The 13,821-nt window shown below is 54.3% G+C and carries 10 protein-coding genes; 1 reads left to right on the top strand and 9 read right to left on the bottom strand.

The features are described from left to right. Positions 1-9: 9 nt before the first annotated feature. The 9 genes from lpxK to AB8846_RS00395 form a co-directional block, all read right to left on the bottom strand. On the bottom strand, positions 10-987 hold the full coding sequence (gene lpxK, locus AB8846_RS00435) for a tetraacyldisaccharide 4'-kinase (protein ID WP_370731759.1): 978 nt from the start codon (positions 985-987) through the stop codon (positions 10-12). Continuing rightward, positions 984-2,735 carry a lipid A ABC transporter ATP-binding protein/permease MsbA gene (gene msbA / locus AB8846_RS00430; protein WP_023335128.1) on the bottom strand — a complete coding sequence of 584 codons (1,752 nt, stop codon included), beginning with the start codon at positions 2,733-2,735 and terminating at the stop codon, positions 984-986. The genes lpxK and msbA overlap by 4 nt, the downstream gene beginning before the upstream one ends. A gap of 36 nt (positions 2,736-2,771) precedes the next feature. Beyond that, a complete protein-coding gene (locus tag AB8846_RS00425; RefSeq protein ID WP_370731758.1) occupies positions 2,772-5,036 on the bottom strand; it encodes a ComEC family protein in 2,265 nt (754 codons plus the stop codon). 214 nt (positions 5,037-5,250) lie between these two features. After that, complete coding sequence (gene ihfB, locus AB8846_RS00420; protein WP_008499965.1) at positions 5,251-5,538, bottom strand: integration host factor subunit beta; 288 nt, start codon at positions 5,536-5,538, stop codon at positions 5,251-5,253. Between the two features lie 170 nt (positions 5,539-5,708). Continuing rightward, entirely contained in the window at positions 5,709-7,382 is a 1,674-nt protein-coding gene (rpsA, locus tag AB8846_RS00415; protein ID WP_014169387.1) for a 30S ribosomal protein S1, read from the bottom strand. Between the two features lie 111 nt (positions 7,383-7,493). Next, the gene (cmk, locus tag AB8846_RS00410; protein WP_013097305.1) at positions 7,494-8,177 is read right to left on the bottom strand and encodes a (d)CMP kinase; all 684 of its coding nucleotides are present in this window, start codon (positions 8,175-8,177) and stop codon (positions 7,494-7,496) included. 185 nt (positions 8,178-8,362) lie between these two features. Then, the gene (gene aroA / locus AB8846_RS00405; RefSeq protein WP_033145092.1) at positions 8,363-9,646 is read right to left on the bottom strand and encodes a 3-phosphoshikimate 1-carboxyvinyltransferase; all 1,284 of its coding nucleotides are present in this window, start codon (positions 9,644-9,646) and stop codon (positions 8,363-8,365) included. A gap of 69 nt (positions 9,647-9,715) precedes the next feature. Next, positions 9,716-10,804: a 3-phosphoserine/phosphohydroxythreonine transaminase gene (serC, locus tag AB8846_RS00400; protein WP_063144420.1), complete on the bottom strand. Its 1,089-nt coding sequence runs from the start codon at positions 10,802-10,804 to the stop codon at positions 9,716-9,718. Positions 10,805-10,966: 162 nt separating this feature from the next. Further along, the gene (locus tag AB8846_RS00395) at positions 10,967-11,659 is read right to left on the bottom strand and encodes a DUF421 domain-containing protein (RefSeq protein ID WP_370731757.1); all 693 of its coding nucleotides are present in this window, start codon (positions 11,657-11,659) and stop codon (positions 10,967-10,969) included. A 127-nt stretch (positions 11,660-11,786) separates the two neighbouring features. On the opposite strand from AB8846_RS00395, the gene ycaO reads away from it, so the two are divergent. Beyond that, positions 11,787-13,547 carry a 30S ribosomal protein S12 methylthiotransferase accessory factor YcaO gene (gene ycaO, locus AB8846_RS00390; RefSeq protein WP_248206592.1) on the top strand — a complete coding sequence of 587 codons (1,761 nt, stop codon included), beginning with the start codon at positions 11,787-11,789 and terminating at the stop codon, positions 13,545-13,547. Positions 13,548-13,821 lie beyond the last annotated feature (274 nt).

The raw sequence follows: 13,821 nt of genomic DNA, 5'->3' as shown, positions 1-13,821 counted from the left end.
CGTAAGCCTTTACTGCACCAACGCAATCAGTTCCTGGAGCAAGTGTTCCGGCTGCTCGCCGCTGAGTTCAGCGTCAACCGGCAGATACCACCAGTTATCTTTCGCAAAGGCACGGCATTTCACCGCATCTTTTTCGGTCATGATCAGCGACTGCCCGGGTACGGTCAGGGCGTCAACCTGCCCTTCCACCAGCGCCTGGTGGTCGGCCAGCGGAACGTGTTTTTCCAGCCGGGCACCGCACTGTTCCAGCGTCGTGAAGAAGCGCGGCGGATGACCAATCCCCGCCATCGCCACCAGGGAAGGCAGCTCAGCAACCGACCGGCGTTCCCCCGTCACCAGGTTGATCGCCAGACCCGGCTGCAGGTGCATCGGGATTTCACCCGCGCTTGCTTTACCACCGTTAACAACCACCGCATCAACGGACTTAAGACGCGAAGCGCGTTCGCGCATGGGGCCAGCCGGCAGCCACCAGCCGTTACCGAAACGGCGAACGCCGTCGATGACCACAATCTCTTTATCACGCGCCAGGGCGTAATGCTGCAGGCCATCGTCAGTGATAATGATTTGTACCGCGTGTTCGGCAAGCAGTGCCTGAACGGCATCGCTGCGCACCGGGGAGACCGCAACCGGTGCGCCGGTACGCTGGAAAATCAATACCGGTTCATCACCCGCTTCGGCGGTCGTGGTTTCCGCCGTCAGCAGCAGCGGATAACGCGCTGCTTTACCACCATATCCGCGCGATACCACCCCCGGGCGGATACCGCGTTTTTGCAATTGCTCCACCAGCCAGATCACCACCGGCGTTTTACCGTTGCCGCCTGCCGTAAGATTACCGACAACCACAACCGGAACCGGCGCGCGCCAGGCACGCTTCAGCCCCAGACGGTAAAGCAGACGGATAGAGCCGCTCACCAGGCCGTATAGCCAGGAGAGCGGCAAAAGCAGCAGCCACAGCGGAGATTCACCGGACCAGATGCGTGCAATCATTGTTGGCCAAACTGCATCTTATGAAGCTGAGCGTAAACGCCGCGGTGTTCCAGCAAATCAGCATGGCTCCCGCGTTCAACAATGACGCCATCCTCAACCACGACGATTTCATCAGCCTGCTCGATAGTCGACAGTCGGTGCGCAATCACCAGCGAGGTACGGTTCTTTTGCAGCTCATCCAGCGCAGACTGAATAGCGCGTTCAGATTCGGTATCCAGCGCAGAGGTCGCTTCGTCGAGAATCAGAATCGGGCTGTCGCGCAGCAGCGCACGCGCAATGGCGATACGCTGTCGCTGACCACCGGAGAGCAGTACCCCGTTCTCACCGATTATCGTATCCAGACCGTTATCCATCTTGTTGATAAAGTCCATTGCGTAGGCCATACGCGCGGCGTTCTCAATCTGTTCGCGGCTGTACTCATCAGTGCGTGCGTAAGCGATGTTGTTGGCGACCGTATCGTTAAACAGATGCACGTTCTGAGAGACCAGCGCAACCTGGTTACGCAGCGACTGCAGGGTATACTCCCGCAGGTCATGACCGTCTAACAGGATCTCACCTTCGTTAATGTCGTAGAAACGGGTCATCAGGCTGGCAATAGTCGATTTACCCGAACCAGAACGGCCCACCAGCGCAACGGTTTTACCCGCCGGAATAGACAGGTTGATATTACGCAGGGCAGGCACTTCGCGGCCTGGATAGGTAAAGGTCACGTTGCGGAATTCAACGTCTCCGTTTGCACGCTCGATCACGCGCTTACCTTCATCTTTTTCCTGTTCGGAATCCAGAATGCTGAACAGCGTCTGACAGGCGGCCATCCCGCGCTGGAACTGGGCGTTGACGTTCGTCAGTGATTTCAGCGGGCGCATCAGTGCAATCATAGAGGAGAAGACCACGGTGATGGTACCCGCCGTCAGCGTCTCCATGACGCTCGGGAAGCTTGCCGCATACAGGACGAATGCCAGTGCAAGGGAGGCAATCAGCTGAATAATCGGATCAGAGATGGAAGAGGCCGAGACCATTTTCATCCCCTGAAGACGCATTTTGTTGCTGACTTTATCAAAGCGTTTGGTTTCGACGTCCTGACCGCCAAAAATCAGAACTTCTTTATGCCCTTTCAGCATCTGTTCCGCGCTGGTCGTCACCTGGCCCATCGTGTTCTGCATATTCTTACTGATATTGCGGAAGCGCTTTGAGACGACGCGGATAGCAATAGAAACTATCGGCGCCAGAACGATAAGGATGATCGACAGCTGCCAGCTGTAGTAAAACATCATCGCGAACAGGCCGATGATTGACGCACCCTCACGCACAACGGTAATCAGTGCGCTAGAGGACGAAGAGGCAACCTGCTCGGAGTCGTAGGTAATACGGGACAGCAGCGTCCCGGTAGACTGCTTGTCAAAGAACGAGACCGGCATGCCCATCATGTGGCTGAACAGGCGACGGCGCATGGTCATCACCACTTTCCCTGATACCCAGGAAATACAGTAGCTGGAGATATAGCTGGTGATGCCGCGTAAGATCATCAGTCCGATAACCACCAGAGGCATCCATAGCAACACTGAGCGATCCGTTTTACCAAAACCGTCGTCCAGTAACGGTTTGAGAAGCGATAGCATAAAAGTATCGCTGGCTGCGTTGAGGATTAACGCTACTCCCGCCACGATCAGGCCTGTTTTAAAGGGCGCAATCATCGGCCAGAGTCGGCGGAAGGTTTGCCACGTGGAGAGATCTTTGTCGTTATGCATTCAAAAAACCAGCATTCGTTGAAATAGCCGCATATTCTACCCGTTATCGACGGGCGCGCCAAACCACTGATGATACCAAACGGGTAAAAATTGCTCTCGCAAGCGCCGGATTTGCCAGTGATGTTGCGAGAATGTCACCGATATTTGTCCAGAATGAGGGGTATCGTGCCAGATATACCCCTCTTTTCGATAACGTCGGACAACTTTTGCCGACGGGAATCGCCATGCGTTATACCGGGCCGCTGAGTCCAGGGCGATCTGACCTTCCACCCGCTGTACCAGCGGCAATGAAGACGACGTATTGCTGCCATGATGGGGCACCTGTATGAGCGTGGACGTCAGATAACGCCAGTAATGGCTAAGCATAGCCTGTTCCGCTTGCGCTTCAATATCCCCTGTTAGCAGGACACTCTGCTCGCCGTCGTCCACCTTTACCACGCAGGAACGGTTGTTACCCTGAGCCGGGTAATTTTCAGGAGGCCAGTGGACGGTGAAGGTGAGTCCCTGCCATCGCCATCTCTCCCCGCGAAAACAGGGACGATGTCCCGCCTGCTGCAATGGGCTTCTTACCCATAGGTCAGGCCACGCTTTTTTCAACGATGCGAGGCCTCCCGCATGGTCGAGGTGTTCATGACTGAGAATCACCCCTTCAGGCCGCAGGTGATGCCAGCGAAGCCACGGAATAATCAACCGCTGCGCGCTATCCCCGCCCGGCCAGGCGAGCCCGGTATCATAGAGAATGGCTTTTCCCTGACGTTCAATAACCATCGCCAGCCCCTGCCCCACATCCAGCATATGCAGCGTCCAGCTCTCGCTTTTTGCCGTTCGCCAGAGAGGAAATGTGAGTAAGACACTCCCTGCCAGGCAAACGGCAGGAAGTGTTTTCCAGACACGAAAGCGCCAGCCGATGATGATAAGCCAGGGCAGTAACGTCATGTACTGCCAGCGTTGATCGACACTCTGCCAGCCGTCAGGCAGACGCATGAGGAGCCAGAACAGCCCTGCAAGTGACCTATCGGCTGCGAACCAGACGACGCTTTCCAGTGCTGCCAGCGGTAGGAGGTGAAGCAGCATGCCGAGCAGGATCAGCGGCACGGAGACAAACGTCACCAGGGGAACGGCAATGAGATTCGCGACCAGGGAGGAGATGCTGAAGCCATGGAAAATCAGGACCTGTAACGGCATGAGCAGCATCAGCATACCGACCTGCAGATAGAGCAGGTTCAGTAGCGGTCGAATACGTCGAGTCCGCGGCCACTCAGGAAGAGGCAGCCACTGAAACCAGAAAATCAGCGCGGCGACGGCAAATGCGGACAGGGCGAGACTCTGCGAAAGTACGGCTAAGGGATCGCTTATCAGGATCGCCGCGATACAGCACACCCATACCTGCCAGGGAGACCACTGACGGGCAGCGATCCGCAACATGGCAAGTACAGCAAGCGCGATGACCGTTCGAAGCGCAGGAGGTTGCAGACCGGTAAGCCAGGCGTAGAAAGCGGCAAAGCATAATCCGGCCAGGAGAGGCATTTGCCAGTTTATCCGGTGGCTGGGTAATAAAAACTGTAGTCCACGTGCAAGCAACCAGACGAGGGATGCCGCCAGCGCGATATGCAGACCCGAAATCGCCATCAAATGCAGCGTCCCGGTTTCACGCATCAGGTCTTGTATTTCCCGAGGCACATCCAGACGTTCACCCATTCCCAGTCCGAGGATAACCGCCCCCCAGCGGTAAGCAGAAAGTCGGTTTTGCAGTGACGCCAGATATTGCGCTCGCAGGCTGCAGCGTCCATCAACGAGTTCAGCACGGGTGAAGCGCCCGCTCAGCGTTTGATGTCGGGCAAAAGCGCTGCGCTGAGAATCATATCCGCCGTCGTTCAGTTCGCCATGGGCAGGCCTGAGCCTGAGGGTCATGCTCCAGCGCTGACCGGCACACGCTTGCTGTGGCAGATAATTGCCATACAGCGTTACGCCGGTGGAGGCCCACCAGCGCTTGCCACCAACGCTGAGAATGTTTCCCTGATGCAGCGTTGCGCCATCTGTGGCGGTGATTTCTACCTCGGCCTGCACTGCCCCCGTGGTTAAATGCTGCATCGGCCAGACGCTCTCCTGCGCGGCAAGCATACCCCATACACAAAATAACAACGCGATCCCGACATACTTCAGTCTTACGTTTCGCATTGCGGCCAGCGCTATCCCGCCAACAATCATTAGCCACACGGTATGACGTGACGGCAGCTCGGGTAACCAGAGTAACGGGGTTATTGCCAGAATGACGCAGACGCTTAGAGCGGGAATTCCCATTGCTACCTCCCTGTTTCAGGAAGGCAGTATGTAAGCAGGCAGAGCAAGTTGTCAGGTGGGAAGAGTGTGTTTTACGGCACGCGCTGTGCTGTTTTTATCACTTTGCAGATATTGAAGCGAAAAATGCGTGTCGCCTTCAGAAGGAAAGCGACAGAGACAAAAAAAGCACCCGCAGGTGCTTTCTTTCGAACCCAGTTTAACCAGCTGGCTAAACTCAGTTGCCGTAAATATTGGCGCGATCGCGCAGTTCTTTACCCGGCTTAAAGTGTGGAACGTACTTACCTTCCAGCTCGACTTTATCGCCAGTTTTCGGGTTACGCCCGGTACGTGGAGCACGATAGTGCAGAGAAAAACTACCGAAACCGCGGATTTCAATGCGCTCGCCCTGGGCAAGAGTGGAGGCCATATGCTCCAGCATCTCTTTTACGGCATCTTCCACTGCCTTGGCAGGGATATGCGGTTGCTGACTGGCAAGTCTTTCAATCAATTCTGACTTGGTCATGATTCCTCCGGTTCCTTTCAAACCAATTAGCTGAACAGCTCATTAAACAAGGGCGGCCGTAGCCGCCCTTTGTTATTGATTACAGGACGAATCCTGCAATCTGTCAAGTTTGCTCCTCATCCTTCGCGCTGTAAATGCGTTACAGCGCAAATGATGCTGAGAACCTGATATTACTCGCCTTTAGCTGCTTTGAAAGCTTCAGCCATTGCGTTGTTAGAGAAGTTTGCATCTTCCTGTTTGTTAACAGTTGCGATTGCATCTTTCTCATCAGCTTCGTCTTTAGCACGAACAGACAGGCTGATTGCACGGTTCTTACGGTCAACACCGGTGAACTTAGCTTCAACGTCGTCGCCTACGTTCAGAACCAGAGTGGCATCTTCAACGCGGTCACGTGAAGCTTCAGAAGCGCGCAGGTAACCTTCAACGCCGTCAGCCAGTTCTACGGTTGCGCCTTTAGCGTCAACTGCAGTCACTTTACCGTTTACGATTGCGCCTTTCTTGTTCAGTGCAACCCAGTTGTTGAACGGATCTTCTGCGAGCTGTTTAACGCCCAGGGAGATACGCTCACGCTCTGCGTCAACCTGCAGAACAACTGCAGCGATTTCGTCGCCTTTTTTGTATTCACGAACTGCTTCTTCGCCTGCAACGTTCCAGGAGATGTCAGACAGATGAACCAGGCCATCGATGCCGCCGTCCAGGCCGATGAAGATACCGAAGTCAGTGATAGACTTGATTTTACCTTCAACACGGTCGCCCTTGTTGTGGGTTTCCGCGAACTGCTGCCATGGGTTGTTTTTGCACTGTTTCAGGCCCAGGGAGATACGACGACGTTCTTCGTCGATATCCAGAACCATCACTTCCACTACATCACCAACGTTAACAACTTTGGATGGGTGGATGTTTTTGTTGGTCCAGTCCATTTCGGAAACGTGTACCAGACCTTCAACGCCTTCTTCGATTTCAACGAAGCAGCCGTAGTCAGTCAGGTTGGTTACGCGACCAGTCAGTTTAGTACCTTCTGGGTAACGCTTAGCGATAGCTACCCATGGATCTTCGCCCAGCTGTTTCAGGCCGAGGGATACACGAGTACGCTCGCGGTCGAACTTCAGCACTTTAACAGTGATTTCGTCGCCCACGTTCACGATTTCGCTTGGGTGCTTAACGCGTTTCCACGCCATGTCGGTGATGTGCAGCAGGCCATCAACGCCGCCCAGGTCAACGAATGCGCCGTAGTCAGTGAGGTTCTTAACGATACCTTTGACTTCCATGCCTTCCTGCAGGTTTTCCAGCAGCTGATCGCGTTCTGCGCTGTTTTCGGATTCGATAACGGCACGACGGGATACAACAACGTTGTTACGCTTCTGGTCCAGCTTGATTACTTTGAACTCAAGCTCTTTGCCTTCCAGGTGCAGAGTGTCACGAACTGGACGAACGTCTACCAGAGAACCTGGCAGGAACGCACGAATACCATTCAGCTCAACAGTGAAGCCACCTTTAACTTTGCCGTTGATAACACCGACCACAGTTTCAGCTTCTTCGTAAGCTTTTTCCAGCGTGATCCATGCTTCGTGACGTTTAGCTTTCTCACGAGAAAGCAGGGTTTCACCGAAGCCGTCTTCTACTGCGTCCAGAGCAACGTCAACTTCGTCACCTACCTGGATTTCCAGCTCGCCCTGGGCGTTTTTGAACTGCTCTGCCGGAATGGCGGACTCAGATTTCAGACCGGCGTCAACCAGTACTACGTCTTTGTCGATAGCAACAACAACACCGCGAACGATGGAACCCGGGCGGGTTTCGATTGTTTTTAAGGATTCTTCAAACAGTTGAGCAAAAGATTCAGTCATGTTTAATCTTCAGGTTAATATTAACGTCCACCTGGCTCCGTGCCGGATGGGGTTGTTTCACATACCCGCCGTCAATCCATTGCAGCGGGGGTACTACTAAATCGGTCGCGATTACGCGAGTGCCAGTTTTTGGCGCGCATATTGTAGCGCTTTTTCAATCACTTGCTCAATAGTTAAACTGGTTGAATCCAGAACTAATGCATCTTCTGCAGGAACAAGTGGGGCGACGGCGCGGTTACGATCGCGGTCATCGCGCTCTTTTATCTCGGATAAAAGGCGATCAAAGTTAACACTAAACCCCTTTTCCTGCAACTGAAGCATGCGGCGTTGAGCACGTTCTTCCGAAGAGGCGTCAAGGAAAATTTTCACAGGCGCATCAGGGAATACCACGGTTCCCATATCGCGTCCGTCAGCGATCAGACCCGGGGCTTCACGGAACGCGCGCTGACGACGCAGCAGCGCCTCACGAACGCGCGGGAAGGCAGCGACCTGGGAGGCGGCATTCGCCACTTCCTGAGTGCGGATTTCGCCACTCACGTCTTCCCCTTCAAGGATGACTTCCAGGTTGCCATCGGTCGACACGAAACGCACATCCAGATGCGCGGCCAGCGGAACCAGCGCCTCTTCAGACGCGACATCCACGTGATGGTGCAGCGCGGCCAGCGCCAGCACGCGATAGATTGCTCCCGAATCTAAAAGATGCCATTGCAATGCTTCCGCCATCGCTTTGCACAGAGTACCTTTCCCTGCGCCACTCGGCCCATCAATGGTGATTACCGGGGCAACTGCCGTCATCTTTTTCTCCTTAAATAAGGCATACCGTTTACATGAACGCCGCGCATTATACGCGCCAACGTGCGCAACTGTTACCTTTGCGTGCAAATTACGGAATGATTGAAGCAGAGTGTAGAAGAAATGAGCGAAGGTGTTCGTAATGAAGCGTAAGCAAATGCCGCATCGGGCGATGCGGCAATACGTTATCAGGCCAGCGTGCTAATGCGGGCCAGCTGTTCGAAGTAGTCCGGGAAGGTTTTCGCCGTACATTTCGGGTCAAGGATCGTTACAGGCGTGTCTGACAGCGCCACCAGCGAGAAGCACATCGCCATACGGTGATCGTTGTAGGTTCCGATTTCCGCAAACTGCAGTTTTGCTGGAGGGGTCACGCGAATGTAGTCTTCGCCCTCTTCCACCTCGGCGCCGACTTTTCGCAGCTCGGTCGCCATCGCGAACAGGCGGTCCGTCTCTTTTACGCGCCAGTTGTAGATGTTACGCAGCGTGGTGGTGCCTTTGGCAAACAGCGCCGCCGTGGCAATGGTCATCGCCGCATCCGGAATATGGTTCATGTCCATGTCGATGGCGTTCAGCTCGCCGTGGGTACAGGAGATGAAGTCATCGCCCCAGGTGACAATGGCGCCCATTTTTTCCAGCACGTCCGCAAAACGGATGTCGCCCTGCACGCTGTTACGGCCAATACCGGTCACTTTTACCGTGCCGCCTTTAATCGCCCCCGCGGCCAGGAAGTAGGACGCGGATGACGCATCTCCTTCAACCAGGTAGTTGCCCGGAGACTGGTACTGCTGCGCTCCGCGAACAACAAAACGCTGATAAGACTGGTTTTCCACCTCAACGCCGAAGGTTTTCATCAGGTGCAGCGTGATATCAATGTACGGTTTGGAAACGAGTTCACCTTTAATCGTGATAACCGTATCCTGCGGTGCCAGCGGCGCGGTCATCAGCAGTGCCGTCAGGAACTGGCTGGAAACGCTGCCGTCAACCTCGACGTTACCGCCGGTAAAACCGCCGCGCAGACGCAGTGGCGGATAGTTTTCCTGCTCCAGATACTCAATCTGCGCGCCGCCCTGACGCAGGGCGTCCACCAGGTGACCAATCGGACGCTCTTTCATGCGCGGCTCGCCGGTCAGCACGATGTTGTTGCTCCCCAGGCACAGGGCCGCCGCCAGCGGTCGCATCGCGGTACCCGCATTGCCCAGAAACAGTTCAAGCTCTTCGCCCGAACGCAGCGCGCCGCCGTTGCCGGTCACTTCGCAGCGGGTACGATCGTCGGAGAGAGTGTAATGAACGCCCAACGCTTTCAGCGCATTGAGCATATGGCGCACGTCATCGCTGTCCAGCAGGTTTGTAAGGACGGTGGTGCCGTTTGCCAGAGCTGCCAGCAGCAGAGCGCGGTTCGAGACACTTTTTGAACCAGGCAGATTAATGGTGCCATCTACCCGCGCGATAGGTTGTAACGTCAGGGATTCCATGAAAACTAAACTCTCAACTCAACATAATAAAAACCCCGCAGGGACGCTGCGGGGGTGAAAAACAGCACATTAACCGTGACGACGTTCGAAGTCGATCATGAAATCCGTCAGGGCTTTAACGCCTTCCAGCGGCATCGCGTTATAGATGGAGGCACGCATGCCGCCAACGACGCGGTGACCTTTGAGCGCATGCAGTCCTGCCGCGAAGGACTCTTCCAGGAACACTTTATCCAGGTTGCTGTCCGCCAGCTGGAACGGCACGTTCATGCGGGAGCGGTTAGCTTTCGCCACATCGTTGCGGTAAAAATCGCTCTTGTCGATCACGCCATACAGCAGTTCAGCTTTTTGCTGATTCACCTTGTCCATCTGCGCCACGCCGCCGTTTTGCTTCAGCCATTTGAAGACCAGGCCGGAGAGATACCAGGCAAACGTGGGTGGGGTGTTGAACATAGAATCGTTATCGTTCAGCACGGTGTAATCGAGAATTGACGGGCAGGATTTATGCGCTTTACCCAGCAGGTCTTCACGCACGACGACGATAGTCAAACCGGCCGGACCGATATTTTTCTGCGCGCCAGCATAGATAACGCCGTAGCGGCTGACATCAATTGGCGCAGACAGAATGGTGGAGGAAAAGTCGGCGGCAACCACGACATCGCTGCCGAAGTTTGGCGTCTCGTCGATGGCAATCCCGTCAATGGTTTCGTTCGGGCAGTAGTGCAGATACGCTGCGTTATCAGAAAGCTGCCATTCGCTCATTGGCTTCACGGCGCGCAGACCGTCAACGGTCACCTTGGCGTCGATAACATTCGGCGTGCAGTATTTATGCGCTTCTTTAACGGCGCTTGCTGCCCAGTAACCCGCGTCAACGTAGTCAGCCGTCGTTTTGTCACCGAGGATGTTCAGCGGAATACCCGCAAACTGGCCGCGTCCACCGCCGTGACAGAATAATACTTTGTAGTTCGAGGGAATATTCAGCAGATCGCGAAAATCCTTTTCTGCCTCTTCCGCCACCTGAATAAACTCTTTACCACGGTGGCTGATTTCCATCACCGACGTACCGAGACCGTTCCAGTCACAAAGTTCCTGTTGAGCCTGTTTAAGCACGTCTGCCGGTAACATTGCCGGACCTGAACTGAAATTAAAGACTTGAGCCATTTCCCCTCACCACGCTAAAAGCCATAAGTTATAACTGTGGATATCGGTTTTATCATTCAGTGACACGCGCCGCAATGTCTAAAACTTATGACCCGTGAAATGTGTCCCACGTCACACAAAACAATCTGCCGCCTCGCTAAGACAAAACCGACAAAATGGCTGTCAGGTGATACGTTTGGCCCGGCTAACCTTCGTCCATTCCGGATTTGCACAGCGGGGGCATAATTGGCGATCCCCCGGCTGCATCGCGACAACATGGCTACATCTTACGCAAGCATACTTGCCTGATTCCGGTACCGTTCTGAAACGCTCAATGAGCATATCCGGCAGGATACACAGTCCCGGCTTCACCTCGTCGTCAGAATAGTAATAGACGCTGATCTGCCCGTTGGTTTCCATGATCGCCAAACGCACCTGCCCGAGCTGTTCAACGCTGTTCAGGCGTAACTCCATAAAGAACTCAAACTCGGTCATATTGGCGCTTTGTACATTTTCCCAGGCCAGCTGTCCGTTCTCGACGATAACGACCGGCTTCCCTTCAAGCAGATCTTCCAGCTTTTCGCTTTTCGACATCAGCCACATGACAAGTCGGTAAATTAGCGCCAGTGAGACAAAAACGATAAACACCGGCACCATCGGCACGTCGTCATAAAACGCGACGTCCCCCGCCGCTGACCCCAGCGTAAGGATGATCAACACCTCAAAGAGCGACATCTGCCGCACGCCGCGACGCCCGGTGATTTTAAGAAACAGGAAGACAAGTACGAAGGTATACAGGCTGCGCAGCGCCACTTCGCCCAGAAATTCAGGAGGAACTTTATCAAACGCCATCCGCTGGAGATCAAATGCTTTCATTTTTCTATGCCTTAACAGTCAGTTACTGCCACTAAGCATAGCCCAGCCTTTTATTTTCGCCGAAGATAGCACCCGTCACGCAAAACCCGTATCATTGCGCGCTTTACGTACGATAAAAGTGAACGCCATGACTCAAACGTTTATCCCCGGCAAAGACGCCGCTCTGGAAGATTCCATCGCTCGCTTCCAGCAGAAACTGACCGACCTGGGTTTTAACATCGAAGAAGCCTCCTGGCTCAATCCGGTGCCTCATGTCTGGTCCGTGCATATTCGCGATAAAGACTGTGCCCTGTGCTTTACCAACGGTAAAGGCGCGACAAAAAAAGCGGCACTGGCCTCTGCGCTGGGTGAGTATTTTGAGCGTCTGTCCACCAACTATTTCTTCGCTGACTTCTGGCTGGGCGAAACCATCGCTAACGGCCCGTTCGTTCACTATCCAAATGAAAAATGGTTCCCGCTGACCGAAGATGACGAACTGCCGGAAGGTATTCTCGACGCTCGCCTGCGTGCCTTCTACGATCCAGACAGCGAACTGACTGCCAGCATGCTGATCGATCTGCAGTCCGGTAACGAGGATCGCGGTATTTGCGCCCTGCCGTTTACCCGTCAGTCTGACGAGCAGACCGTGTATATCCCGATGAACATCGTCGGCAACCTGTATGTATCCAACGGTATGTCCGCCGGCAACACCCGCAATGAAGCGCGCGTGCAGGGTCTGTCTGAAGTCTTTGAACGTCACATCAAAAACCGCATCATCGCCGAATCCATCAGCCTGCCTGAAATTCCGGCCGACGTGCTGGCACGCTACCCGGGCGTAGTGGAGTCCATCGCTAAGCTCGAAGCAGAAGGTTTCCCAATCTTTGCCTATGACGGCTCGCTGGGCGGTAAGTACCCGGTTATCTGCGTGGTGCTGTTTAACCCGGCCAACGGCACCTGCTTCGCCTCCTTCGGCGCGCATCCTGACTTCGGCGTGGCGCTGGAGCGTACCGTTACCGAGCTGCTGCAGGGCCGTAGCCTGAAAGATCTCGACGTCTTCACCCCGCCAACGTTTGACGACGAAGAAGTGGCCGAGCATACCAACCTTGAAACCCACTTCATCGACTCCAGCGGTTTAATTTCCTGGGATATGTTCAAGCAGGATGCCGACTATCCGTTCGTGGACTGGAGCTTTGCCGGTACCACGGAAGAAGAGTTCGCCACGCTGATGGCGATCTTTAAAGCCGAAGACCAGGACGTCTATATCGCCGACTACGAACACCTTGGCGTCTACGCGTGCCGCATTATTGTTCCGGGCATGTCCGACATCTACCCGGCTGAAGATCTGTGGCTGGCGAATAACAGCATGGGCGCGCACCTGCGCGAAACGCTGCTGGCTCTGCCGGGCAGCGAGTGGGAGAAAGAAGATTATCTGAACCTGATCGCCCAGCTGGACGAAGAAGGCCACGATGACTTCACCCGCGTACGCGAACTGCTGGGTCTGGCGACCGGTAAAGACAACGGCTGGTATACCCTGCGTATCGGTGAGCTGAAAGCAATGCTGGCCCTGGCGGGTGGCGATTTGGATCAGGCTCTGGCCTGGACCGAGTGGACCATGGAATTCAACCAGTCTGTCTTCTCTGCCGAGCGCACCAATTATTACCGCTGCCTGCAAACCCTGTTGCTGCTGGCACAGGAAGACGATCGCGAGCCTCTGCAATACCTGAACGCTTTCGTGCGTATGTACGGTGCTGAGGCCGTAGAAGCCGCCAGCGCGGCCCTGAGCGGTGAAGCACCGTTCTATGGCCTGCAGGCTGTCGATAGCGATCTGAAAGCCTTCCCTGCGCATCAGTCGCTGCTGAAGGCCTACGAAAAGCTGCAGAAAGCAAAAGCCGCTTACTGGTCAAAATAAGCGCACATAACATTACCAGCAGTAGGCGTATTCAATCGTCTGGGCTATATTACGGGGCAATTTCATTGCCCCGTTTTTTTATTTTCTTCGGCAATGACTGTTGATTGTGATAATAAAGTTAAATATGGGTAAATATAATAATATTTACCTGGGCTTTACTGTTACTTTTTATGGTAAATACTCCATACTAATTAACTGTCTCAGAGGTGGCTGAACGAAAAAATTCAACTCTTTTCATAACTTTTAAAATTTATTTTTATACGGATAATCAAAT

The sequence above is a fragment of the Enterobacter sp. KB-221C9 genome, from assembly GCF_041320715.1.
GTDB classification, from domain to species: domain Bacteria; phylum Pseudomonadota; class Gammaproteobacteria; order Enterobacterales; family Enterobacteriaceae; genus Enterobacter; species Enterobacter asburiae_D.
Note: the sequence above shows the minus strand (reverse complement) of the source record. Positions and strands in the feature narration are given on the sequence as shown.